Below are 26,679 nucleotides of genomic sequence, written 5' to 3'. Positions count from 1 at the left end.
TCTTTAATTCCATATTATAAAAAAAGCTGCACAACTCGCCACCGAGCTGTACAGCCATAATATTATTTTGTCAATGCGATTAACTCATCAACTTTATCTGTTTTTTCCCATGAAAATGCAACGTCGGTTCTACCAAAATGGCCATATGCCGCAGTATTTTTAAATATCGGCTGACGAAGGTCAAGCATGCGAATGATTCCAGCTGGACGAAGATCAAATAATTTCCGAACCGCAGCTACAAGTGTTTCCTCGCTCACTTTTCCAGTGCCAAATGTATTAATAGCGATGGATACAGGCTCTGCCACGCCAATCGCGTATGCCAATTGTACCTCACATGACTTAGCAAGACCTGCAGCAACGATGTTTTTCGCAACATAGCGAGCAGCGTATGCAGCAGAGCGGTCTACTTTTGTCGCATCCTTACCACTGAATGCTCCACCACCATGTCGTGCATATCCACCGTATGTGTCTACGATGATTTTACGCCCAGTAAGTCCAACATCCCCTTGGGGTCCTCCGATTACAAAACGACCAGTTGGGTTAATGAAATACTTTGTGTTTTCATCCAAGAGATCAGCAGGTACAACAGCACGAACCACATGCTCAATCATATCTTTTTCAATTTGTTCAGTAGTGGTATCTTGGTGATGCTGTGTAGATATAACGATTGTGTCAATTCGAACAGGCTGATCATTTTCATCATATTCTACAGTAACCTGTGTTTTTCCATCCGGACGCAGATAATCTACAATGTTTTCTTTTCGTACATCAGCAAGACGCTTCGCTAATTTATGCGCTAGTGAAATCGGTAATGGCATAAGCTCTTCGGTTTCATCACAAGCAAAACCAAACATTAAACCTTGATCTCCAGCACCAATTGAATCGATTTCATCCTCACTCATTTTACCTTGACGTGCTTCTAGAGCCGTATCAACACCACCAGCAATATCTGCTGATTGCTCATCAATTGCAGTCATTACGGCACATGTTTCCGAATCAAAGCCATATTTAGCTCGTGTATAGCCAATTCCTTTTACCGTTTCTCTAACAATAGCTGGGATATCTACATACGTGCTTGTAGAAATTTCACCCGCTACTAATACTAACCCTGTTGTTACAGTTGTTTCACAAGCTACTCGTGCATTTGGATCCTTTTTTAAAATTTCATCTAGAATAGCATCTGATATTTGGTCTGACATTTTGTCTGGATGACCTTCTGTTACTGATTCTGAAGTAAATAAACGTCGATTTACAGCCATAAGGCTAAACTCTCCTTTATTGTATGTTACGGAACTCTAATTTTAATGTTCTACATATATTATTCAAAGTACCTTCAAAAGGTAAAACTTTTCCCATTGACCAGGTGAATCGCTTTTCTATGAATATCATTTTATATAAAACTTCTCTATAAAAACAAAAAAGCCTTTCCTTCAAAGACATGAGGAAAGGGTATACTGGCCTTTCGCTCTTATTGTTCAAGGAATTGTTCCTTGCATCAGGTTAGCACCATTTCACATCACGTGATGGTTGCTGGGCTTCATCGGGTCTGTCCCTCCACCAACTCTGAATAAGAGAGTATCCGTTCAATCTTTAGATTAACGAAAGTAGCTGCCTAAGTCAACTATTTTCGGCAGATAGGCTGTCATATATTTTTTATAATTTATTTTTAAATAGTATGGACTAATAATTTAAATGTGTTATACTAATAAACATCTTAAGAAAATAAAGGTTGTCATAAATGTATAAAAACCCTAAAAAGGCAGGAGATAATGACATGAAAACCGTGGAAAGATCACTAATTAAAGAGTTAAATAAGCATAATAATATGCATATTAATTTATCGGTAGCACAATTAGTTGAAAAAATTTTAAGTCACCAAGAAGGAAAGCTTACTTCAACAGGAGCAATTCGAGCAACTACTGGAAAATATACTGGACGTTCTCCGGAAGATAAATTTATTGTAAAAGATGAAGTCTGTGAAGATTTTGTTGACTGGGGCAAAGTTAACCGTCCAATCGAAGAGAAAGCGTTTGATAATCTTTACAGAAAAGTGATTGATTATTTAAAAGAGAAAGATGAACTTTATCAGTTTAAAGGATTTGCTGGTGCGGATAAAAATTACCGCTTACCAATTCAAGTCATCAATGAATATGCATGGCACAATCTTTTCTCACGTCAATTATTCATCACACCAACAGATGAAGAGTTAAACAATCACCAAGCAGAGTTTACAGTTATTTCTGCTCCAAATTTTAAAGCAGATCCAGCTGTCGATGGAACAAATTCGGAAACGTTTATCTTAATCTCCTTTAAAAAACGTGTCGTTTTAATTGGCGGTACCGAATATGCTGGTGAAATAAAGAAATCTATCTTCTCCGTGATGAACTACTTGCTACCAAAGCGAGATGTTTTATCCATGCATTGCTCAGCAAACGTTGGTCTAGAAGGTGATGTAGCCCTGTTTTTCGGCCTTTCCGGCACAGGAAAAACAACGTTATCCGCTGATCCATACCGCCGTCTAATTGGTGATGATGAGCATGGTTGGAGCCCAAACGGCGTGTTCAATATTGAAGGTGGCTGCTATGCCAAATGCATTAACCTATCAGAGGAAAAAGAGCCACAAATTTTCAATGCCATTCGCTATGGTTCTGTACTCGAGAATGTTGTTTTAAATGAAAAATCACGTATTCCTGATTACGATGATACGACATTAACAGAGAATACGCGTGCTGCATACCCGCTTGAAAATATCGATAACATCGTGTCACCAAGCGTTGCTGGTCATCCAAATACAATCATCTTTTTAACAGCAGATGCTTCTGGGACACTACCACCAATCAGCAAATTGACAAAAGAACAGGCAATGTATCATTTCCTAAGCGGCTATACAAGTAAACTTGCTGGTACAGAGCGTGGTGTGACCGAACCTCAAGCAACTTTCTCTGCTTGCTTCGGTTCTCCTTTCCTACCATTAGCTCCAGCAAAATATGCGGAAATGCTAGGCGATAAAATTGATATGTACAATTCAAATGTATTCTTAGTTAATACCGGCTGGACTGGCGGATCTTATGGTGTTGGAAACCGTATGAAGCTATCCTACACACGTGCAATGATTCACTCTGCTTTAGAAGGCGAGCTGAATTCAATGGAAACCGTAAAAGATGAAATTTTTGGATTAGAAATTCCAATGCATGTTCCAGGAGTTCCAGATGAAGTACTCATCCCGAAAAAAACATGGAATGATCCAGCAGCCTATGAGAAGGCCGCAAAATCTCTAGCAGTAAAATTCCATGAAAATTTCAAGAAATTTAAGGATGCTAGTGAAGCTATTAAAGAAGCAGGCCCGATTCATAAAGGTTAATCATAGTGTTTACTCATCCCAAAAGGATTTATCTATATGAGTGGAAATCAATACTGATAGCCAGCCTACTTTGTTAGGCTGGCCTTTTTATGTTGCTAGCTCCATTATCAGAATTAACGCTCCAGATTCTTGCACTACGGAGATTTTCGATCCAGATTCTTGCGCTATGGATCCATAAACAAAACTTTCGCTCCATATCCAGATTCCCGATGCACAATCACACCGTACAACTTCACAAGACTTATCCCAATCCTCCACAACTAGGCATTCACACATTTTTCAATTTCGCATAAACTGTGTTGACAAATTATCACGTATTTTGAAAGGAACGAAATGTATGAGAAAAATTAAATTTAGTGCTGTTGTAACAGTTGTTTTCCTCATTTTCCTTTCTGCTTGTAATTCAGCGCAGACAACTAAAATTAGCTTAGCAGAGGTCACTCGCTCCCTCTTTTATGCACCACAATATGTAGCGCTTGAGAAAGGTTTTTTTGAGGAAGAAGGACTGGAAGTGGAGCTGCAGACGACATGGGGTGGAGATACGACAATGACTGCACTGCTTTCTGGTGGAGCAGATATTGCGCTCGTCGGATCGGAAACTTCCATTTATGTGTATGCTCAGGACTCGAGAGATTATGCGATTAACTTTGCGCAGCTAACTCAGACGGACGGGACATTTTTAGTAGCAAAAGAGCCACAGCCTGATTTCGAGTGGAAGGATTTAGAGGGCAGTAACTTTTTAGGACAGCGTGTTGGTGGGATGCCACAGATGGTTGGCGAATTTGTTTTAAAGAATCATGGTATTGATCCACATGCAGATTTGGATCTTGTACAGAATATTGATTTTGCCAATATCCCTGGTGCATTTGCATCTGGTGATTATGAGTATGTTCAACTGTTCGAACCGACCGCGAGTGTTTTAGAAAATGAAGGCCAGGGACATATTGTCGCATCCTTCGGTGAAGAATCTGGCAAAGTTCCATATACGGTTTTCATGACGAAACAAAGTTTCATGGAAGAAAATGACGAGGCGGTTGAGAAATTCACCCGTGCGATTTATAAAGCACAGGCATGGGTTGCGGAAAATAGCGCAGAAGAAATTGCTAAAGTCATTGAGCCTTATTTTGAAGACACAGACTTAGATATGCTTGCAGCATCGATTGATCGTTACAAAAGCCAGGACTCCTTCGCTACCGATCCGGTTTTAGATGAAGAAGAATGGGAAAATTTAAAAGCGATTATGGATGAAGCTGGCGAACTTCCAGCAGATGTTCCGTACACAGATTTAGTGAACACGGATTACGCTGAGAGAGTAATGTCTGATTAAAGGAGGAGATTTTGTGTCATTTCTGACGTTGGACCATGTCTCCCATCATTATTTTTCCAAGGAAAGCTATACAAAAGCACTCGACAACATTTCCATGGCTGTGAAAGAAGGCGAGTTTATTTCCCTGCTAGGCCCAAGCGGTTGCGGTAAATCAACGCTCCTATCCATCATTGCAGGAATTATTCAGCAAACGGAAGGTACGGTTTCCTTGCAAGGAAAATCAACGACTGAATCTGAAATGGAAATCGGCTACATGCTTCAGCAGGATTATTTATTCCCATGGAAAACAATTATTGATAATGTTTTACTCGGGCCAAAAATCAACGGTAATAAGACAGATGATTTAAGGAAAAAAGCGTTACAGCTATTGAAAGAAGTCGGATTGAAAGATGTTGAGATGAAATATCCAAGTGAGCTTTCTGGCGGAATGCGACAACGTGTAGCATTGGTCCGAACACTGATTAATAATCCAAAGATACTGTTGCTCGATGAGCCATTTTCCGCACTTGATTACCAAACGAAGCTAAACTTAGAGGATTTGGTTGCAGATTTGCTAAAAAGCTATCATAAAACTGCAGTACTCGTTACACACGATATTGGCGAAGCTATTGCAATGAGTGATCGAATTTTTATGATGAATGCCAATCCCGGATCGATCGCAAAAATCTATGAAGTCCCAATTGAACTTCGCAATGAAGTACCATTTCTAGTAAGAAGACATCCAAAGTATCAACTAATTTTCGATAAAATATGGGATGAACTAGAATCGAAAGAATCACAGCAAAAGGTGGTGGAGATTCCAAATGAATGATCACCACTTATTTGAAAATTACAAGCGTGGGTTGAAGCGAGAGAAAAAAATCGTACTCTTTTGGCAGCTAACAATCCTTATTGCCTTTTTTTCGCTTTGGGAAATAGCAAGTCGTCTGTATTGGATCGATCCGCTTCTATTCAGTTCACCAAGTAAAGTTTTTGATTTACTTGTCACACGCTTTGCAAATGGATCGATTTTTAACCACTTACAAGTAACCTTGTTTGAAACTATTATCGGATTCATTATCGGAACAATCGGCGGAATCCTTATTGCCACTTCACTATGGTCGTCCGCTCGATTCGCTAACATTATGGGTCCCTATCTCGTCGTATTAAACGCAATGCCTAAAGTAGCGCTTGGGCCAATCTTAATCGTTGCACTTGGTCCAGGATATTTATCGATTATTGCGATGGGGTTTATAATATCCGTCATTGTCACAACACTTGTCGTCTATTCTGCTTTTAACGAAGTCGATCCCAATTATGAAAAAGTACTACGTAGCTTTGGAGCATCGAGATGGCAATGTTTTAAGGAAGCAATCTTCCCAGCAGCAATGCCAGCAATGATTTCTACACTTAAAGTTAATGTTGGGCTCTCATGGGTCGGTGTTATTGTCGGGGAGTATCTTGTTTCCAAGCAAGGACTAGGCTATTTAATTATCTACGGATTCCAAGTATTTGATTTCACACTTGTTATGTCCAGTCTCGTTATTATTGCGGTTTTGGCAGCGATCATGTATAAGCTCGTGGAGAAATTAGAACGTTGGTTAATCCGAAATCGAAACACATAGCAAGACATTGCTATGTGTTTCCTATTCTCTAAAAAAGAAAGAAGACCAAACCATTCGATTTGATCTTCTCTCATTTCACTTTATGATGTCTCAAATAATCCATACAGTTCTCTAATACGCCATCTTTCATGATAAAACTGTACTTTCTCATTTGTTTCACTCTACTCGGGATAAACTTTAATAAAACTGGCCCTTCTGTTTCATAATAGGTTTCTTGTTCTGTAAGCTCCTCCACAATCGCATAGTAAACATTTTTTATGACAATATCTTTGCGACCATTCACCATATATTGTCCAATATAAGTTATTTCCTGCACTGTTCCACCAGTTTCTTCCATTACTTCTCGAACAGCAGCAGCCCTCGCTGTTTCTCCCTCTTCCACCTTACCACCTGGAAACTCCAATCCGCGTTCCCGATGCTTTGTCAGTAACCACTTCCCCTTGTACCTGCATATCACCCAAACATGCCTTGGGTCCTCAGAAAAAGGGTGATCATCAAAGGAAAGCTTTACTTCATTGTTGTAGTAGTCCCTAAACGTTATCAAGTCATTCAACTGCCTTCATTATACGAAAAACTGATGATAGTTAATATCTGTTATTCTCCAACCGTTATCATAGGTAAATTCAAATTCCACCTTGTAATCACCATAAAGATCTGTTGTATTCTCCTGCATGACCTTCACGGTTGAAGCATCTATTGTTATCATATCATAATCATTTTCTTCTATAAACCATGGTGGCGTTTCAGTTGGTAATATATACATCCCATCTGATTCCTCCATGTAATAAAAATCAACAAAATCTTTGGCAACATCTTTAGTTGCAACTTGTTCAAATGCATGTAATAATTCAGCTTTTCTCTGGAATTGAATCACTTTATAATCGTTATCGACATCTTGAACGAGAATATCCATAAATGTATTCGTAAGCGCAACGACATCCTCATGCGTTAAGGCTGATTCGTGTTGTCGAACAGGATTCTCCTTCATTTGAGAAGTTATCACTTTCTGTTGGTTATCAGCATTTACATGCTCTACATCTATTGTATTACTGATCATAATAATGCTTGCAAGGATTGCAACTGTTACGATCCACCGTAATGCGCCGTGCTGCTTTTTTTTCATATAAAAAGCCTCCCTGGTTATTAATAGATTATTTATTGAAAATTGTTTCGTGGTAAACTATTCCTTTTTTCCAAGGTGCTTAAACACATTTATAGAATTATATTCCAATACTTGTCTACATATGATTATCCCCTAATATTCCCATTTCTTCAATATGGAAGCGACTTTTTTCATCTCCAAGCTTGTAAATCATTTCAAAAACCTCTGTCAAGTTATCATCATAAGCGTCATTCGCTTTATCATTATGATAAAGCATGATTGGTATATGCGCACGAATATACGTACCCCACCCAGCATTGTCCATATTATTTAGCTTATCTCGGAGCATTGCTACTTCCTCTGTCGTCGCATAGATTGTAAAATCATCATTATTCCCAAAACGTACTTGTGAAATCTCACCTGCAGGTATACATACATAATACTTTTCTTTTTCCATAAGACACCTCCTACCATTAATTTGGCTCATCTAAAGAAAAATAACCAAAAAAAGAGCATCTGCAGTATGTGCAGATGCTCTTTTTGCAGAAAAGATTACGGTCTCTCTGGGTCTGTGTCGTCAATCGTTTCTTCTGTATATGTTGTTGGATTAACTTCTGCATCTTCAATATCATCCTCTGCCTGACGATTAATGTGTGCTTTTACTACCGTTTCATCCATCGTTTTATCAAACTTACGCAAGTATTTAGCTGCAAATTCTTTTCCACCTAGACCGAAAGCAAGTCCGAATGCTAACGCAAGGCCGCCAAGGATGAGAATAAACGCTGCATTCACAATCGTTGATGCAATTCCTAATTGTGTTAATGCCATAAATCCTGCGAGAACGAGAATCGAATACTTCGCAAACATAGCAAGTAAGTTAGCTGCTGGACCATCGAGAAGATTAACCAACACTTTTTGAACGATATTCGCTAAAATAATCGCAACACCTAGTATGAGGACTGCTGCAAGCACATTTGGCAAGTATGCTGTAATTGCTGCTGCGATTCCTACTAAGAAATGAAGCTCAATAAGATTTAACGCTTGAACCGTTAAGAAAAAGACAATTAAAATTTGCACGATATATCCTGCAATTGCAGAAGGTGTCATTCTGTTGGCAGAAATGCTTTTTCCACCAATATGCAGTTGTATAGCTAATCGGTTAAAACCTAGACGTTGTAAATAATCTTCCACAAATCCACCAATTAGTTTTCCTAACCAGATACCAACAAGGATAAGAGCAATGGCTATTAATATACTAGGAACCATCGTCATAATCGTCTGCAGCATACCAATTGCTGGATCTGTAATGCCCCTTAGCTCTAATTGTTCCAATGCAGCAATCACGATTGGAATCATAATGACAATAAAGACAACTTGTCCTACAAATGCAGCAAAGCTTGTTCCTTCAAAAAGCTTGGAAAGCTTCAAACGGTTCATTAATTTCTCAGAACCAACAGCTTGAAGAAGATTCGTAACGATGTTTTTGACTATTTTCGCTACAAACCAACCAACAGCAAAAATAATTGCAGCTGCAACTAATTTCGGAATAAATACAAGAATCGATGATAATAGCCCACTAAACGGCTCAGCGACCCCTTGAATATTCAGTGCGTCTAATACACCTGGAATGAACAACAATAAAATTAAATAAAATACAATTTTCCCGAATGTATCTATATAATGTTTAATTTGCTCTTCTGTTTTTGCAACTTTAAATTTGAAAAACAGATGCTGTAAATTAATCTTTCTGCTACCTTCAACAATGAGCCATCTAGCAATGCTAGCAACAATCCATGCAAATAAAAGGATTAATGCTGCAGCTAATACGGCTGGGATTAAGCTTAAGAAAGTAGAAATCAAGTCAGAAAGCGGATTCGCAATCATATTCAAATTGAGAACATTAAAGAACAAAATAAATACGATTAAGAGAAGTATGTAATACACGACTTTTCCAATTACCTTCTCTGTATTTATTTCTTTATCACTCATGCGAAATTTTTGAATTAATTTATCATCCCAATCGGTCTTTGCAAATGCTTTTTCAACAGCATTTCCGATTGCTTTGGCAATAAGCCAACCAACCAATAATATAAGAAGAGCTACAACAAAATTTTGTAACCCTTGCATAAAGCTTGATGTGAAATACTGATCCATAAAGTTTTCCATAAAACAGATGCTCCCTTCAAGAATATAATAATATGGTTGTTCAAAAAGTCCGGTGAAAATGACGCATCGAGAACAGTAGACCTTCGACTAACTACCGACACGTCCTGTGTCGAACGTCGAAGTCACCACATCCTGTGGAAGCTCGTTGGCTCGCTTTTCCGTTCCTCACGTATTAATTGCATACGTTCCGGACTCGAAGCTACGCCGCCTCGAACTTCTCGGTCCTTTTCATCCTCCCTTTTGAACTTGCAATTATATATACCTGACGGGAGCAAATTTTAAACATTATTTATTAAGTTCTTGAATTAATCTGTTACGAACAAGCTTATTGGCTGCATTCCTTGGGAGCTCTTTTACAAAGTAAAATTCCTTCGGTTGCTTGTATTTAGCTAAGCGTGTTTGGAGGTATGCCTTAATTTCTTCCATGCTTACTTCCATCCCTTTAACGATAAAGGCAACAGGAACTTGTCCCCACGTTTCGTCCTTTCTTCCCGTTACCCCAGCTTCTTTAATTTGCTTCATTCCGCTTAATACACCTTCAATTTCCGATGGATAAATATTTTCTCCACCTGATATAATCAAATCGTTTCTGCGGTCCACAACGTATAAATAGCCTTCCTCATCGAGATAGCCCAAATCACCCGTAGCTAGCCAGCCTTCTTGAATCGACTTTTCATTTGCGCTCTTGTTATTATAATATCCAGTTGTGACCATTGGACCTTTTACAAATATCTCACCAACTTGGGCGTCCGCTTGGTTTTCAATTTTCAGCCGGGCGGGAAATAACGGTTTCCCTGCAGATCCTAGCTTTTCCAACGCATCCATTGGACTCAGTGTAACGATTTGGGAAGCAGTTTCTGTCATGCCGTATGACTGAAAAACCGGCACATTTTTTTCCTTCGCTCGCTCTAGTAAGGCTTTTGGCGCTGGGCCGCCACCGAGTAATAAACACCTTAATTCCTTTGGGTAGCTTGCTTTGCTAAGCTCATCGAGGAGTCGCTGAACCATCATCGTAACGACTGATACAATTGTAATCTGCTTCTCCATCAATGCGTTATGGACAGTTTTCGTATCAAATTTTTCTAATAGATAAATCGGCATCCCGTATATGACACTCTTTATCGAGGTTGATAATCCACTTACATGAAAGATTGGCAGTGGGATTAACCACTTGTCATGCTTCTGGAGTCCTAGATTTAAAGCAGAGCCAACTGCACTCCACCAATGGTTCCCATATGTATGAACAACACCTTTTGGAAAACCAGTGGTTCCTGATGTATAGATAATCGTAAAAACAGCTTCTAAATTGATTTCGGTCTCCAGTGGCGTTTCCTTCTCTGGCAATGCTTCGATATCAAAAAAGGACTGGGTTATTTCTACATCTAGCATGGAAGCTTGCTCTTTTAACAAAACGGAAGTTAAAAGGAAAGACACATTTGCATCCTTCAGCTGATAATTTAATTCTTCATTTGTTAGTCGCGTGTTGAGGAGGACACCGACTGCACCAAGATAACTTAGAGCATGAATAGCAATCAACATCGGAATCTGGTTTGTAGACAGGATACCGACATGGCTTCCTTTTTCAACTCCAAGATGTGTTAATTTCCTTGCAAAACGTTGACTGCTTTCTTTTAGTTCACTGAACGTGACAATCGTTCCGTCATCTAATTCAATTGCTGGATGGCTTGGTGATAGATCTGCTTGTTTGGATAACCAATGAGGAATCGTATCTGTCATTTTTCATTCTCCTTACCTCATATTTCAGCACGTTTCTCGCTCAGATAAAGTGAAAAACCTTTGCCATTTTGAAGCAAAGGTTTTTCACTATTAAACACCGATCAAGGGAAACGTGGGAATTGTTTGAAGTCCGGCTTTCTTTTTTCTTTGAAAGCATCGCGTCCTTCTTTTGCTTCCTCTGTTGTATAGTAAAGCAACGTAGCATCCCCACCAAGCTGTTGTAATCCAGCTAATCCATCTGTATCTGCGTTAAAGGATGCTTTCAAGAAACGTAGTGCAGTCGGTGATTTCTCTAGAATCTCTTCACACCACTGGATTGTTTCTTCTTCTAGTTTTTCTAGAGGTACGACAGTGTTTACCATTCCCATCTCATATGCTTCTTCTGCATTGTATTGACGGCATAAGTACCAAATTTCACGAGCACGCTTATGACCAACCATACGCGCAAGATAGCCTGCACCATATCCGGCGTCAAAGCTACCTACTTTTGGTCCAGTCTGACCAAAGATTGCATTATCCGCAGCAATCGTTAAATCACATACAACGTGCAATACATGTCCACCACCGATTGCATAGCCAGAGACCATCGCAATTACCGGCTTTGGAATCGTACGAATTAAGCGTTGTAAATCAAGTACGTTTAAGCGTGGAATTGTATCTGTTCCAACATATCCACCATGTCCTCGAACGGATTGGTCACCACCGGAACAAAATGCTTTATCCCCTTCACCAGCTAAAAGAATAACGCCAATTTCGGAATCATCACGAGCATCGGAAAATGCATGAATCATTTCCTGTACGGTTAATGGTGTAAACGCATTACGCTTATGCGGGCGATTAATCGATACTTTTGCAATTCCATTATATTTTTCATAAATTATTTCTTCATATTCTCTTACTTTTTCCCATTGCACTGCCATATTTAAATCCTCCTTGAAAATAATTGCTATGTAGTTTATCCGATCATTTTTTATCCGTAACCGAATCGATAAACTCTTCTATTAGTTTACCAAAGATTTCAGGTTTTTCCACATGAATTGCATGTCCAGCATCTTCACATACAATCATCTTACTCGATTTTAATGCAGCGTGCATCTTTTTATTCGTTGCAATGAATTTCGGATCAAGCTCTCCAACAAGGAGTTGCACCGGTCGTTCAAAGCTTTCTAGACGGTCCCACCAAGAACCTTGAGCGCCAGTTCCCATTGCACGTAATGATTGTGATAAGCCTTCCGCAGTTTGCGTAAGGCGCTCACGGCGAATGGCTTGCTGGATTCGAAGCGGAAGGTTTTTTTGAGAAGCAAATAATGGGATATCTTGCCAATAATCAACAAAGGCTTGTATGCCATCCCGCTCAATCCGCTCGGCTAACTTTTCATCGGCCGCAACTCGTAAATGTCGTTCTGCTTCATCCGCTATTCCTGGTGAGGCACTTTCCAATATTAACGATTGAATCATAGAAGGATAGGTCATTGCAAAGGATAGCGCCGTTCGCCCACCCATCGAATAACCGACCAAATGGATTTTTTCAAACCCAAGGGATTGAAATAGCGCATGTAGATCCGCACAGCACATTTCCATTGTTTTAACGTGTGTTGCTTCTGTCTTTCCATGCCCTGGCAGATCAATGGCAATAATTTGATAGCCTGACCCAAAGGCACTTTTCACATGCTGCCATGTCTTTGTGCTCCCTGTAAATCCATGAAGCATGACGATCGGGATCCCTTCTCCATCTACTTCATACCAATACGTTGATTGACCAATCGTGTAATACAATTCACCCATCCCAATCCTGTAAAATTTCCTGTTCAATTGCATTCCATTTTTCTCGATGCCATGTCACATTTTCTGTACGATCTGTTTTAATTTCAATAACAGAAAGTCCTTCATGCTGATAACTCGCGGCAAGCAGGTCTTTCAGCTGATCTTCTGTCATTGCTTGTGCATATTCCCCACCGTACATTTCAATCGCTTTTTTAAACTCAATGTCTACAGGTGTTCCAAATAATGCTTCAAAATGTCGTTTATCATTGGACTGTGGTAAAAACGAAAAGATACCACCACCGTTATTATTAACAAGTAAAATCGTTATATTGAGCTTGTAGTGTTTCGCAGCAAGAAGCCCATTCATGTCATGGAAAAAGGAAAGATCACCAATTAAGAGTGTCACGGTTTTCCCTGTCGCAGCAGCTCCAATACCGCTAGATACGACACCATCAATGCCATTTGCACCTCGGTTAGCAAGAATCCGCACCCGCTTCGGTGTTGTCATAAAAAAGGTGTCTACATCGCGAATTGCCATGCTATTCCCTACATAAAGCGTGCTTTCATCCGGAATGACTTCACAGAGACCCCGTACGACCTCTCCTTCTGTTATTGCAGACTCCTTGCCGCTTAAAAGGTGTTTCTTTGATATCAGATTCATTTCCTGCCAACGATTTAACCAGCTCAGATCCACCTCATTTATAGATGATGTAGATTGTATTGCTCGACAAAGCATTACGGGGTCAGCGAAGATAAACTCCGTACTATTTCCCGTTGGCTCCCGATAACCGCTACTTCCCTCAACAATGTATTGCTTCACTTGTGCATGCTCTTTTACATAAAAAAGATATGCCTTCGAAACTGGCATTGCACCAAAACGGATAATATAATCAGGTTCTAGCTGCTTTCGTATCGTTTTATTTCTTAGGAAAGCATCATATGCCTCAATCACATGATCCTTCTCATGGCTGCCTGCGCGAACTTGGGATAAGGGATCAGCTAAAACCGGCAGCTTCCATTTCAATGCAAGTTCCGTAATCGCTTGAGCAAAACGCTTATCGGTTTGTGGACCGCAGACAATAAGTCCTTTTTTTCCATCTGCTAATTTCTGATTAAGCAACTCTATTTGTTGCTCAGATAAATACTTCTCTCCATCCATCACTGAGCTCACCGGTTGCAGTTCAGTTGGCATTGCCGGATTCTCCCATATGTTTTCCAATGTAAAGTCGGGTGTAAGCGGCTCACGAAACGGAAAATTCAAATGGACAGGACCTGGGTTTCCCTCGTTTGCCATATACACTGCACGAGCCGCTTTATTACGTGCGTAACTGAGCATATTTGGTGTTGCTTCAGGAAGTGCCATTTCATGAAACCATTTTGGGTAGTCACCGTAAAGCTTTAATTGTTCAATTGCTTGAGGAGCACCAACATCACGCAACTCATGTGGGCGATCTGCTGTTAAAACAATTAATGGCACTCGGCTATAATAGGCTTCAACAATTGCTGGAAAATAATTAGCCGCTGCCGTTCCGGACGTACAGACAAGCGCAACCGGACGGTCCAATTGTTTCGCGATTCCCATTGCAAAAAAAGCAGCAGATCGCTCATCAATTACGACCCACTCTTTGATGTCCGGATGCTCTGTAAACGTTAGTGCAAGCGGGGTAGAACGTGATCCCGGCGAGATGACGACATCGGTTACTCCATTTTTTACAAATTCATCAATAACATTTGCTGTATAACGCGTTAAATTTTCAATATGATCCATTGACTTTTATCCTCCTAAAACGGTAAGCATAGGAAGAAGCTTAATTTTTGTTTCTTCATACTCACTTTGTGGATCTGAATCCTTCACAACTCCACAGCCAGCAAATAGCGATGCCTGATTCTTTTGGATTAGTGCAGAACGAATCGCAACCGCAAACTCTCCATTGTTAGAGCTATCCATCCAACCGATTGGTGCGCCATACCAGCCACGGTCAAGTAATTCATGTTCCCTGATAAATGCAAGCGACTCCTCTTTCGGACTTCCACCAAGCGCTGGAGTCGGGTGCAGCTGCTTGACAATATCTAAAATCGTATAGCCATCCTTTAGTTGTGCAGTAACCGGAGTATACAAGTGCTGTAAGTTTTTGAAAGGGCGAACAATTGGCTCATCCGGAATCGCTACCTGTGTACAGTAATCCTTTATTCCACGTTTAATCATCTGCACCACAAAATCATGCTCCTGACGATTTTTTTCATCATTCAGCAGCGCTTCACTAATTTTCATGTCTTCTTCTTTTGTTTCCCCACGTGGCGCAGTTCCTGCTAGACAAGTGGATAAAAGTTTGTTCTTCTCCACTTTGACGAGTCTTTCTGGGGTTGCGCCAACAAAGCAATCGTCCCCAATTTCATATGCAAAAATATAACTATTTGGTTGTGTCTTCAATAAATTGTTTAGAACCGGAGAAATATCTGCACGACGATTGAATGTAAGACGTAATTCACGAGCAAGTACGATTTTTTCTACGTTCTGTTTGCGAATTTCTTCTGTCGCCCGTCGAACAATATCCATCCATTTATCGGAATCCATTTCGTTTTCGTCTTGAATATACAGACCGTGATCTGGAAGTGCACGCTCTGTAAGTAATTTTTGCTCAATCAGCCTTAGCTCTTCAGCTAGCTGTTTCGCATGATCATTTTTTCTTACACACACATTTATCGTTAAATAGTACGAGCTATCATATTTGGTAAGTAAAAATTCAGGAATCCTAAATTGGCTAGGACGAAATTTCTTCCATAATTCAGTTTGTGTATTTTCCGGATCAAATGACATACCACCAATAGCAACAATTCCAGTTCCCGGAACCTCGTATGGATTATGGATATATGCTTCGTTTAATATCTTGTTCCACGCTGCTTCGATCACTTCAAAACGGGATTCATCTGCTCCCATTTCAAATGCGGTTCCAACGCCAGTAAGCCAAAGCATTTGCGATGAGCTTGTCCAAAACGCACGATTTTCACGAATATGCTTTGCTGCTTCAAAAAACTGTAGCGGATTTGCTGTCGCTATTTTTTTTGTAAAACTAACAAGTCTACGATCGTCTTCTGTCCGAAGCTGCTCGATCGCTTCCTTGAGCAATGATGCAATTTGATCCTCTTTTATTTCAATCATCTATATTAACCTCCACAGTGACGCTTTAAAGGTGTCATCCTATCTATTTTATGCTATGCTCGCTAGTTTCTCAAGGAAAGGCTCTATATTTGATTAGAAAACTTGCCGTCCACCAAGGCCTTTGGGGAATGCCTTTATACGAGTAGTACGTTTAAAACCTTCCTATCTTGTCAAAATATGACACGAATAACAGCTAGAAGAGATTGACACCCTCCTTTTATTTGCTAGAATTAATATGATATCTATTGATAATTTGCAGGGGGAACTATTTGATGCAATCTACAGAAAAAACAACGATTAAACAAGCTTTAAACGAACGTGAAGGATTTCACGTCTGGTGGAGACTTATGCGTCCACATACACTAACAGCCTCCTTTGTTCCGGTCTTCGCCGGAACGATGATCGCTTTTAATGAAGGTACAATTGATTGGCTCTTATTTTTAGCAATGCTTATTGCATCCTTACTCATTCAAGCTGCAACAAATATGTTTAATGAATATTACGATTTCGTGCGCGGATTAGATAACGACAATTCCGTTGGCATTGGCGGGACAATCGTTCGAGATGGAATTGCTCCGAAAAAAATACGCAACTTAGCTTTCATCTTTTATGGAATATCCATTCTAATTGGGTTTTATATTTGTATCGCTTCCAGCTGGTGGATTGCAGTTATTGGTTTAGTATGTATGGCTTTCGGTTATTTATATACAGGAGGTCCTATTCCAATATCCTACACACCCTTTGGTGAATTATTTTCTGGTGTTCTAATGGGAACAGTAATTATTGGGATTACCTATTTCATCCAAACTGGTACAGTATCACTATCCATGATTTGGATTTCAATTCCCATTACGATTTTAATCGGAAGCATTAATTTTTCCAATAATATTCGTGATCGTGACGGCGATAAGCTCGGTGGCAGAAAAACAATTGCAGTTCTGATCGGCAGGAAAAAATCAATCACATTGCTTGCTGTATTAATGCTCGTGGCATATGGTATTACAGCATTGCTCATTATTTTTGGCATCTTGCCATTTTGGTCATTATTAACATTTTTAAGTGGCTTTAAGGCACGTGAAGCTATCCGCAAGTTCCGCGGAAAACGGGCAGCCATTGAGATGATGCCTGCGATGGCAGCAACTGCGAAAACAAACACCATTTATGGACTTTTACTAGGGATCTCACTGCTTCTTGCAGAGCTTATTTAGCTTAAGCCGGTACCATCACATCTTAGTAAACTCGACATCCCCCAAGACTTAGGCGGATGCTTTAGTTACAGGTAGGAAAGTTATATTACCCTCCAAACGAAAGGAAGGATGTACATGAGTAACCCACTTAGCACGGAGAAATTAGACTATTTTAAAGAACAGCTATTACAGCTGAAGAAAGAAACCGAAGAAGAAATCCAAACCGAAAATAAAACCGGTCCGAATGAATCGGTTCAAGAACTGGCGAATTATGATAATCACCCAGCAGATATGGGAACAGAGCAATTCGAACAACAGCGTGACGCAGGATTGAACCTTATGCTTAGAGATCGCCTCCAGGAAATTAATGCTGCACTTCGTCGAATTGAAGACGGAACATATGGAATTAGTGAAAAGTCAGGTAAACCGATTCCTGTTGAACGGCTAGAAGTTATGCCGACTGCCCGGAATTTGGTGGAGGAAGAATAATGATCCTCCTCTTCAATGAAGTAGAAGGACATTACTTGTAAGGCACAATATACAATAAAGGCTCAGAGAATTTTATCTCTGAGCCTTTTTATTTCGTTCGTTACTTCCAACTTCCCCATCTAAAATTAGCATTAGCAAAATAGTCATCCCATGTATACACTTTCACATGTCCCAGGTGCTGGTTCATAAAAACAGTGTAGTTTAAATTGACCAGAAAACGGCTGATCATACCATGTTGGAGGGCACGGAGCATATGGATTAAAATACCAAAGTGCATATTTTGCTGGATGTTCTCTCCAGTGCTTTATATTCTGTTCAGCTAATCTTCTTTCAGAATCTCTTGCTCGTTGATAAAACATATTCCCTTTTTGAACGGCTTCAAAAGAATAATTACCACCTTGTACTTGAAAAATAACGTCTTCAATGTTTCTCAAATCATTAAAGTCCGTACAATCTGCTACAACGCGGTTAACAATAACATTTCCTACATAAAGCATTCCTTGTTTGCCTTCACCTTCAGCCTCTGCTCTCATCATCCTTGCCATTAAGTCAATGTCTGCATCTCGGTAAGCAATTCTTGCCATTTTACCACCTCTTGAATAAAGTATGAGAGAATGCTTGTATTAATGTCATTGTTTAGAAGAACGCTTAGGAAAAAGACCTTTTCGGAAGGTAAAATGTAACCGCTAAGCCGTTCAATTCTAATTGAAGACACTTTAAATTCATCTGTTTGAGTTTCACGCGAAGTAACTTTAATCAAGTTCTGTTTTCTTGCCATACAAAAAAGCTAACCTCTTCGATAGAGATTAGCTTTTAATTATTATATAAATTTCGCTTGTTGCTGCTTAATCCAGCTATGCATTTTTATAAATAATGGTACAAATAATAATGCGATGATAATACCCTTTATCATATTGAATGGCAGAACACCAGCTATGACGGATACCCAAATTACTTGATTTGTCATTTCCCAGCCCATAAACCAGCCATATGCTGGAAGAATGATAAAGTAATTTAGCACACTCATTCCAATTGCCATAATAAGCGTTCCTGTTACTAACCCTGAAACGATACTCTTAACACCTTTATATTTATGGTATAAAATCGAAACTGGTACGACAAACATAACTCCTGCAAGGAAATTTGCTGCAACACCAATTGGATCTCCTGCTCCAGATACAGCAATATAGAGTAAATTTTTCACCGCTACAACAATTACACCGGCAAGTGGCGAGAAAATGAGTGAAGCCATTAATGCTGGTACATCACTAAAATCAATTTTTAAATATGGTGGTAAAAATGGTAGTGGGAAATTCAAGAAAAACAATAAAAGTGAAATTGTCCCCAATAAAGCTAAAATAATAAGTTTTAATAAATTTGATGATTGTTTGCTTGTGTTACGCATCATCTAAATCCTCCTTCATCTTTTATCGATTCCACTCTCGTGATGAAGGATACTAGCCTAACAGACACAAAAACCCTAAAGCTTAAAAGAGGCTTTAGGGTTGATTTAATCATAGTCAAATAATGGCGCAAAAATGCACCAAAACAGGCTCGACATCTTCTCCCATCCAGACTGTAACTGTCGGTCCTGGAATCGCACCAGGTCAACCGCATGGCAAGCAGCCTTGCAGTTCGCGGACTTAAAGCATCTCTGCTTATTACCGCCGGTCGGGAATTTCACCCTGCCCCGAAGATTGGAATCGATTATTTAATTGTTAAATTTATTATACACTATTTTTCTGGCAATGCAAGTTAAAAACTCGGAATTAATTTGAAGCAGTATGTAACCAATCTATCGAGCGTCCCTCCTATGACTCCAAGCTTTTCAGTAAGTTACAAATCTCCTTATTTTATGACTCGATTTCTATTGTTAACGCTCCATAATAAATATTTTGGCTCCATTAAGTACTACTTTAGCTCCATTCCAACCGCACAAAAAAAACGAGGCGCATGCGCCCCGCATTTTTTCTTATTCTACATTAATAAATAACTTACCATCTGCTTGCTCCCGTGTCTCATTACCGAAAGCGTCTACTACTTTAACTTCGATGACTGCTCCCTCAGCAACGACACTACTTGTTGCTGTCCAGTAGCCTTCATAATGTCCTTCAGATGTTTCCATCATTGGTAGCTCTGTCGCATTAGCCGTTGTATTTGTAAGTGGCATATGGATAAAGTATGTTGCTTTTAATCCAGGCTCACTATCAAATTCAAACTTAACACTTTCGCCAGCATTGATATGAACATCTTCTGTTGGTGTTAGATTTTCGATTTCAGGAGCTGTAAAATCAACCGCAATTGTTACGGACTCGGTTGTTGAATTTCCAGCTAGATCACCTGCTACAACTTCAATTGTGTTTTCACCTTCGTCAAGTAAAATTCGCTTCGAATAGCTTCCGTCCTCTATCGCTGCTTCTTGACCATTTACCTCGACAAAGTCAAGATTTTCATCAGCAACTGTTCCTTCGACTGTTACACTTTCACGATTTACTTTATCGCCATCTGCAGGAGTATCAATGGTTAATTCAGGCGCTTCTGTATCCAAGGTTACTGTAACGGTTTCGGATTCTCCGACCTGTACATCATCAAGTAATGATACAGCTTGGAATTCATTTTCACCTTCCGCTAACTCTACTGGCAGAGCGAACGTACCGTCTTCATCAATTTCAGCAGTCCCTGCTTCTTCCCCATTATTCAGCAATTGAACCGTGGTCGTTGCAGAAGCAGTACCTTCCACTGTTAATTCTGTTTCATTTGTAATGAAATCCTCCTCTGGTGAGGTGATAACTGGATTTTCTACTCCATATGCTACACGCGCGCGAATCATATAGTTACCCTCTGCAGCTGGAGATGGTGACCATGCTCCACCAACATACTGGTAACTGCGCTCTGCATTTGGACCATTTTCATCAGTTGCAAGTCCAGGCACATTTGGATTTGTTCCAGTTTGAATGTAAACCATATAGAAATCGCCATCAACCTGGATTGCATGTTCAGATAAATCAACTACTGTCCATTCATCCAGACTTCTAATTGCTTCGGCATCTACTGGACCAGCTACTCTTTCACCTGGTGATCCATCTGGTCCGCTAGCATCCCATACTTCAACAGCGAACTCTGTTCCACCTGGGCTTGGCCAGTCCGTATCATGGAATTGGAATACACCTTCTGTAACAAGTGCAGTTTCTTGGCCTTCAGGTAATGACATCTTCACTGCCCAGCCATTGCCAGCATCATAAAATGCACGTGCATTCTCTGCAGTACCATCATCATAGCCAATTTCTCCACCTGGAACCGTATAAAAAGGCTCAAGTTCTACATTGATTTCTGCATCTGATTCACTAAGGTCAACTTCAACTTCTTTACCGTGGTAACCAGCAGCTAAAACCTTCAACGTATATGTGCCTTGATAAGCAGTAAGTGTGAAGCTACCTGATGTATCCGTTTCTGCAGGCGCAATATTTGCATCCTCAACGATCAGAACTGTCGCTCCTTCTACTGCTTCCCCAGTGTTTTCATCCGTGATTGTACCGCTTACTGTATATTGATCAATTTCTTCTAATGTAAAGTTCGTCGTTGCTACACCATTATTTTCGAGCGTTACGGATTGTTCCTCTGAATGAAAGCCATATGCTTCAGCAACTACTGTGAAGTCACCAGCTCCGTGAAGCAATGAATAACTTCCAGTTGCAGGATCCGTATTTGCAGTACGCCCACTTTCAAGTACACTTACTTGAGCGCCTAGCGGAAGCAACGTCGGATGAATGGACTCACCTTTATTTGCTTCACTTTCTTTCGTTGATTTTTCTGGTGTTATTTTATTCGGATCCACCTTTTCTTTCTTCATAGCATCTTTATCTGCTTTTGCATTTTCGGCTGCTTTTCCTTTAGCAGGGACAACACCAAGTGATGCACTGCTGCTGTTTGATGTGTCAGCTAAAGTGACATCGTCAATATACCAGCCATCGCGTTGCACACTACCATCCGTTGTAAGGTTAAATCCTATATAGACACGCTCACCACCATACTCTGAAAGATCAATTTCTGCAGCTTCCCATCCATCAGATGTGTTGGTTATCCGTGCTAGTTGTGTCCACTCTTCTTGATCAGTGGAAATAAACACATGACCAAAATCCCAGTTGTTTTCGATGTTATACCACTGATTGAATTGTAGATAGGATTCTCCTTCTGGCAAATCAATAGGTGGCATCACAAGTGTTCCATTTTCGTTATTGTTGTATGTCCCTTCTGGATTGGTTGCATATACATACTCACCAGAAGCTGCTTCTCCAGGTCCCGAAGTCGGAATACCTCTTTCCCAGCTGCTATTTTCTCCAAAAATTGTCCAGCCCGCTGGAGCTGTTTCAAAATCTGCAGCATATCCTACTGTAATTCCTGGTAATACCGTTACTTCATAGTTATCACTTGTTACTTCATTGTTTCCGAAGTCATTGATGACTAAATGATAGGAAAACGAATCACCAGTAATCGCTTCACCTGGAATAGTTGCAACATATTCACCAGATTTATAGTCACCTGACACACGACTCGCTTGTACCGATTCGCCATCTCCATAAACGACTTCAACTGAAGCAATACTGATATTATCAGAAACGTCGATTGCAAGATCCAAATTCATTCCTGCATACGTTTCACTTGGTGCGTCGTGTTCAAATGTTGGTGCTTCTGTGTCTTCTCCCTCTTTCGTAACTTGTCCTTCTAGCCTTCCAAGGCCAGTTACGACAGAAGACACAGCATCATATGCATTAACTAATCCATAGCCATATCCCATATTTGGTGATTCTGAGAATGTACCGTCTGTTAATGGTGTTGCAGTTTGCATTAAAATTTCTTCAAGCTCGTCCACTGACAGGCTAGTATCTGCTTGAATTAATAGAGCTGCGACTGCAGATACAGCCGGACCTGCCATCGATGTTCCATTCCATCCGCCTTCATAGCCACTACCTGGTACAGTCGAGCGAATATTTACACCCGGAGCAGAAATATCCGGCTTTATATCGCCTTCATATGGTGAAGGACCTTGTAATGAAAAGTTTGCTAAAGCATCATTGATGTCAGTTGCTCCAGTTGCAAACGATTCAGGATAGTTTGCCGGTGTTGCAATCGATCCTGGCCCACCTGGATTAAATAACGTTGTATTTCCCGCTGAAAACTCTGGGAAGATTTCTGCTGCTCTCCAAGCGATAACAACATCACGATACCATTCATCCAGACCTGGTCCACCGCCCCAAGAGTTATTAACAACATCTGGCGCCATGCTTGCATCTCCATTTGGAGCTAGAATCCACTCTGCTGCATTTAGTAAATCGACATCGGTTCCGCCTGCTGCTGTAAATGCTTTAACAGCAATCCACTGTGCACCTGGTGCTACACCGACCTGATTGGATCCATCTGGCTCACTACCTACCATTGTTCCAGTTACATGTGTACCATGTCCTTGGTCATCGTAAGGCACATCTTCATTTGCTGTTGCATCATACCAGCTGTACGTGTGGTCTACCTCACCAGTTGCAGCATCATAACCACGATACTGATCTTCTAACCCAGGGTGATCCCACTGTACGCCTGTATCAATACTCGCTACAACGACACCCGATCCATCAAATCCCATATCCCAAACTGCCGGAGCACCAACACGTTCAACATTCCACTCCACATTTGCAATTTCGGATTTAGGTGTCTCTGCATCTTTTGTAACGGTTGTATATAACTCACGTGTTTCATTCGGAAGAATCTTTTCTACTTCAGCGAAGGTTGCAATTTTCTCTGCGACTTCCTTTGTCGCTGTAACTGCAATCCCGTTCACAATGTGATATGTTTGAATATTCTCCGCTTTTCCATTCTCTACTTCCTGCTCTAAATATGCTTTCACATTTTGCTGGGAGCTGAGTGCAGTTGCTTTTAACTCAGAGATAACTGCAGATCGGCTGATATGCTCTACTTTTTGTGCAGAGAGATTCGCCTTCGCAGCATTTGCTTTTGCTTCTGAAGCAGCTTTCTCTACTTCTGCAATTTCATTGAACTTCACAAGAAATGTCAGTTTTTCATCATCTTTAAATTCAGTTAGTAAACGCTCACTTACCTTTGCTTCTGCAACCTTATTGGAATCATTTAGCGAATAATGCGGTTTGCTTTGCGACTCAGCCAATGTCACACCTGGTGTAATTATAGAAAATGCCATTAAAAAAGTTGCTGCCATACTGAACGCCTTTACCTGCCGCTTTTTCTTTGTTCTCAAATCTTTTCCTCCCCTCAATTTTCGAACAGTACATTCACTTAAGTTCTAAAAAACCCCTTGCCCTCCTTTTCAAGAAACTTGTCGATCCCCTCCAATTTCCGATAGTTGTAGAATCTCGTTGTTAATGTCAGTATAGTAGATAGATAGAATGAATTTTGTCGATTATTGTCATTATTAATCCGAATTTTCACAATTGAATAATTAGTACCAATTTTTCCTAATTAACAACAATTACTATTCACTCTGTTCTTACATACACGTTCAATAAATGATTGATATACATGGATCTTATAGTAGGGGACGTTTTCATAACGCTATTTTCACATGAAAAATAAATCTATTTTACTAGTAAATAGGAAATATAGAAGAGGTTTTTTTCTTTAGTGTGGAAAACAAGGACATTACACTATATGTGACGCTGTGATAAGAGGTATTTTGTAATATCGGTTCATATTTATCAGGACTTTTTAACCCTTTTATTTTTCGGGTCAAAAAAAGCCGACAGCTCCCCGTATGAGGGGCTATCGGCTCTTTTTGAAAGCAGCTATAACTTCATAATCGTTACTAAACTCAATCATCCAATGGATTTAAACTCTCTTTTCCTGTCATATCAGCAATCATCGTTACAATCAATTCAATTTCTTGTTTGATATCTTGGATACTCGATGTTTCAACAGGCGAATGCATATATCTCAATGGGAGTGACACTAAAGAAACGGGTACACCTTTCCCCGTTAGTCGCATTTTGTCTGCATCCGTTCCTGTCATGCGTGGTGTCAGCTCATATTGCACATCCATATCTAACTTCCTCGCTGTTTTTTCCAGCATCTGATTAATCTTAATATTGATTGGTGCCCCTTTTGCAAGAACAGGACCACCCTCAAGGGTAATATCACCATGTTTATTTTTATTAACGCCAGGGTAATCTGTTGCAAACGTCACATCACATGCAATTGCCATTGTCGGTTCAATTCCAGCAGCAGCAAAATACGCTCCGCCCATATTGGTTTCTTCATTTACTGTACTTACTGCGTAAACACCAACGTTAATATCTTTTTCAGAAAGCTGTCTCAGAACTTCTGCAACAATAAATGCACCAGTTCGATTATCCAAACCACGTCCAGCAATATAGCGACCCATTAAAATCTCTGGTTCTGTTTTATATACACAGAGATCTCCGATTTGCGCGTGCTTTGCAGCTTCCTCTTTGGATTTATAGCCACAATCGATGAACAAATCCGATAGTTCAAAGTCATTTTTCAGTCCACCATGATGCTGTGCATTCACACCGATAACACCAGTTACATTACCGTTATATCCAAGCACAGTTACACGCATTCCAACCGCTGCCTTTGGGTTGATACCACCCATTTTATCAAAATGCAAGTAACCATTCTCATCGATCCGGTTAATTACAAGTGCAATTTCGTCACAATGCCCTGCAAGCAAAATTTTAAAAGGAGCGTCCGGATTTAATACACCAATGGCATTGCCTGCATTATCAGTACGCATTTCATCGGCAAAATCCTTTACATAGCTAATCCATTTCCTCTGAATTTCCATTTCCATACTTGATGGAGATGGCGTGTTTAATAATTCCAGTAAAAACTGCTGATTTATTTGTGTCATCCATACTACCTCCTCAGGCTATTCATCCAACTAATTTCCATGATAGCAAAATTTGGATCAAAGGCGCAAGCGCCCGTTTAGCAACGTACAAACTGGAGACTCCGCAATGAGATAAAGGAAACACGACGAGGTCCAAGTCTGGCCCGCTTATCGTAGTGGAAGAGTGTGAAGTTTGCTAGTTGTTGGGCGCTGGAGCCAGACGTGGCTGTTTATGTATAAATCAAGTTTACTGCCAAATTCTTATACTAACTTACCACCTAAAAAAAGAGCACATTTGTTTACGTATCATCATTTTAGCCTTACAATTTTACTCAGTACGTATCCGTAAAAGGACTTTTCGAACAACATCTAAAAGGAGTGTTTGCTTATGCATCTTAATCAAGGCTTTGAAAAAGGATTGAATCCAGACGCTTATATTGAATCCATGGAAAAGAACAAAGAAGATTTACTGCATATTTATGATCATTTTTCCTTACCAGCTGATGAAGCATTTTTTGATGAAATCCGCGAAAAAAATCTTCGAGCCATCGTCTTGACCGAGGATTGGTGTGGAGATGCGATGCTGAATATCCCTATTTTATTAAAGTTATCTGAGGCAACTGATATTCAAGTTCGGATGCTCTTGCGCGACCAAAATTTAGAATTAATGGACCAATACTTAACAAATGGAAAAGCGCGTTCCATTCCTATTTTCATCTTCATTAATGAAAATGGAGAAGAAGTAGCTAAATGGGGACCACGTGCAGCGGAACTTCAACAATTTGTCGACCATTCTCGAGCCGCCCTGCCTCCACAGGATGCGGAAGATTACGATGAAAAAGCAAAGGAAATGTATTTATTTATATCGAAGTCCTATCGCGATAACCATGACTTTTGGGTTGCAGTGTATAA

General features: G+C 40.1%; 21 protein-coding genes and 2 riboswitches. Of the genes, 7 read left to right on the top strand and 14 right to left on the bottom strand.

What is annotated here, in order from left to right:
* Positions 1-62 precede the first annotated feature (62 nt).
* Positions 63-1,259: a methionine adenosyltransferase gene (metK, locus tag F1560_RS11410; RefSeq protein WP_149474734.1), complete on the bottom strand. Its 1,197-nt coding sequence runs from the start codon at positions 1,257-1,259 to the stop codon at positions 63-65.
* 206 nt (positions 1,260-1,465) lie between these two features.
* Positions 1,466-1,574, bottom strand: a riboswitch (SAM riboswitch).
* 200 nt (positions 1,575-1,774) lie between these two features.
* On the opposite strand from metK, the gene pckA reads away from it, so the two are divergent.
* The 4 genes from pckA (at position 1,775) to F1560_RS11390 (ending at position 6,292) form a co-directional block, all read left to right on the top strand.
* Positions 1,775-3,361 (top strand): phosphoenolpyruvate carboxykinase (ATP), encoded by a 1,587-nt coding sequence (gene pckA / locus F1560_RS11405; protein WP_149474733.1) that lies wholly within the window; start codon positions 1,775-1,777, stop codon positions 3,359-3,361.
* Between the two features lie 337 nt (positions 3,362-3,698).
* On the top strand, positions 3,699-4,688 hold the full coding sequence (locus F1560_RS11400; protein ID WP_149474732.1) for an ABC transporter substrate-binding protein: 990 nt from the start codon (positions 3,699-3,701) through the stop codon (positions 4,686-4,688).
* A gap of 13 nt (positions 4,689-4,701) precedes the next feature.
* Complete coding sequence (locus tag F1560_RS11395; RefSeq protein WP_149474731.1) at positions 4,702-5,499, top strand: ABC transporter ATP-binding protein; 798 nt, start codon at positions 4,702-4,704, stop codon at positions 5,497-5,499.
* Positions 5,492-6,292 carry an ABC transporter permease gene (locus F1560_RS11390; protein ID WP_149474730.1) on the top strand — a complete coding sequence of 267 codons (801 nt, stop codon included), beginning with the start codon at positions 5,492-5,494 and terminating at the stop codon, positions 6,290-6,292. The genes F1560_RS11395 and F1560_RS11390 overlap by 8 nt, the downstream gene beginning before the upstream one ends.
* Before the next feature lie 70 nt (positions 6,293-6,362).
* On the opposite strand, the gene ytkD is transcribed toward F1560_RS11390, so the two are convergent.
* The 9 genes from ytkD to F1560_RS11345 form a co-directional block, all read right to left on the bottom strand.
* A complete protein-coding gene (gene ytkD / locus F1560_RS11385) occupies positions 6,363-6,836 on the bottom strand; it encodes an RNA deprotection pyrophosphohydrolase (RefSeq protein ID WP_149474729.1) in 474 nt (157 codons plus the stop codon).
* Positions 6,837-6,854: 18 nt separating this feature from the next.
* Positions 6,855-7,415: a hypothetical protein gene (locus F1560_RS11380; RefSeq protein ID WP_149474728.1), complete on the bottom strand. Its 561-nt coding sequence runs from the start codon at positions 7,413-7,415 to the stop codon at positions 6,855-6,857.
* Between the two features lie 115 nt (positions 7,416-7,530).
* A complete protein-coding gene (locus tag F1560_RS11375; RefSeq protein WP_149474727.1) occupies positions 7,531-7,851 on the bottom strand; it encodes a hydrolase in 321 nt (106 codons plus the stop codon).
* 95 nt (positions 7,852-7,946) lie between these two features.
* Positions 7,947-9,560, bottom strand: a complete 1,614-nt coding sequence (locus F1560_RS11370; protein WP_245347614.1) for a mechanosensitive ion channel — start codon at positions 9,558-9,560, stop codon at positions 7,947-7,949.
* 285 nt (positions 9,561-9,845) lie between these two features.
* The gene (locus F1560_RS11365; RefSeq protein ID WP_149474726.1) at positions 9,846-11,297 is read right to left on the bottom strand and encodes an o-succinylbenzoate--CoA ligase; all 1,452 of its coding nucleotides are present in this window, start codon (positions 11,295-11,297) and stop codon (positions 9,846-9,848) included.
* A 101-nt stretch (positions 11,298-11,398) separates the two neighbouring features.
* Positions 11,399-12,217 (bottom strand): 1,4-dihydroxy-2-naphthoyl-CoA synthase, encoded by an 819-nt coding sequence (gene menB / locus F1560_RS11360; protein WP_149474725.1) that lies wholly within the window; start codon positions 12,215-12,217, stop codon positions 11,399-11,401.
* Positions 12,218-12,260: 43 nt separating this feature from the next.
* Positions 12,261-13,082, bottom strand: coding sequence for a 2-succinyl-6-hydroxy-2,4-cyclohexadiene-1-carboxylate synthase (menH, locus tag F1560_RS11355; protein ID WP_149474724.1), 822 nt, complete (start codon positions 13,080-13,082; stop codon positions 12,261-12,263).
* Complete coding sequence (gene menD / locus F1560_RS11350; protein ID WP_149474723.1) at positions 13,075-14,829, bottom strand: 2-succinyl-5-enolpyruvyl-6-hydroxy-3-cyclohexene-1-carboxylic-acid synthase; 1,755 nt, start codon at positions 14,827-14,829, stop codon at positions 13,075-13,077. The genes menH and menD overlap by 8 nt, the downstream gene beginning before the upstream one ends.
* Positions 14,830-14,835: 6 nt before the next feature.
* Positions 14,836-16,221 (bottom strand): isochorismate synthase, encoded by a 1,386-nt coding sequence (locus tag F1560_RS11345; protein ID WP_149474722.1) that lies wholly within the window; start codon positions 16,219-16,221, stop codon positions 14,836-14,838.
* Between the two features lie 272 nt (positions 16,222-16,493).
* Here F1560_RS11345 and F1560_RS11340 point away from each other — a divergent pair, with 272 nt between their 5' ends.
* Together F1560_RS11340 and F1560_RS11335 are read left to right on the top strand one after the other, a co-directional pair.
* Positions 16,494-17,429 carry a 1,4-dihydroxy-2-naphthoate polyprenyltransferase gene (locus tag F1560_RS11340; protein ID WP_149474721.1) on the top strand — a complete coding sequence of 312 codons (936 nt, stop codon included), beginning with the start codon at positions 16,494-16,496 and terminating at the stop codon, positions 17,427-17,429.
* A 114-nt stretch (positions 17,430-17,543) separates the two neighbouring features.
* Positions 17,544-17,897 (top strand): TraR/DksA C4-type zinc finger protein, encoded by a 354-nt coding sequence (locus F1560_RS11335; protein WP_149474720.1) that lies wholly within the window; start codon positions 17,544-17,546, stop codon positions 17,895-17,897.
* A gap of 143 nt (positions 17,898-18,040) precedes the next feature.
* Here the strand turns inward: F1560_RS11335 and F1560_RS11330 are convergent, their stop codons facing one another.
* The 4 genes from F1560_RS11330 to F1560_RS11315 form a co-directional block, all read right to left on the bottom strand.
* Positions 18,041-18,481 carry a cell wall hydrolase gene (locus F1560_RS11330; RefSeq protein ID WP_149474719.1) on the bottom strand — a complete coding sequence of 147 codons (441 nt, stop codon included), beginning with the start codon at positions 18,479-18,481 and terminating at the stop codon, positions 18,041-18,043.
* 236 nt (positions 18,482-18,717) lie between these two features.
* Complete coding sequence (locus tag F1560_RS11325) at positions 18,718-19,302, bottom strand: ECF transporter S component (protein WP_149474775.1); 585 nt, start codon at positions 19,300-19,302, stop codon at positions 18,718-18,720.
* A 150-nt stretch (positions 19,303-19,452) separates the two neighbouring features.
* Positions 19,453-19,599: riboswitch (FMN riboswitch) on the bottom strand.
* A 270-nt stretch (positions 19,600-19,869) separates the two neighbouring features.
* A complete protein-coding gene (locus F1560_RS11320) occupies positions 19,870-24,159 on the bottom strand; it encodes a S8 family peptidase (RefSeq protein ID WP_149474718.1) in 4,290 nt (1,429 codons plus the stop codon).
* A 570-nt stretch (positions 24,160-24,729) separates the two neighbouring features.
* Positions 24,730-25,788: a M20/M25/M40 family metallo-hydrolase gene (locus F1560_RS11315; RefSeq protein WP_149474717.1), complete on the bottom strand. Its 1,059-nt coding sequence runs from the start codon at positions 25,786-25,788 to the stop codon at positions 24,730-24,732.
* Between the two features lie 367 nt (positions 25,789-26,155).
* On the opposite strand from F1560_RS11315, the gene F1560_RS11310 reads away from it, so the two are divergent.
* On the top strand, positions 26,156-26,679 hold a 524-nt coding region (locus tag F1560_RS11310; protein WP_149474774.1), incomplete at its 3' end, for a thioredoxin family protein.

Source organism: Oceanobacillus polygoni (assembly GCF_008304605.1).
Taxonomy (GTDB): Bacteria; Bacillota; Bacilli; order Bacillales; family Amphibacillaceae; genus Oceanobacillus; species Oceanobacillus polygoni.
This window is presented reverse-complemented; position numbering and strand designations above follow the sequence as displayed.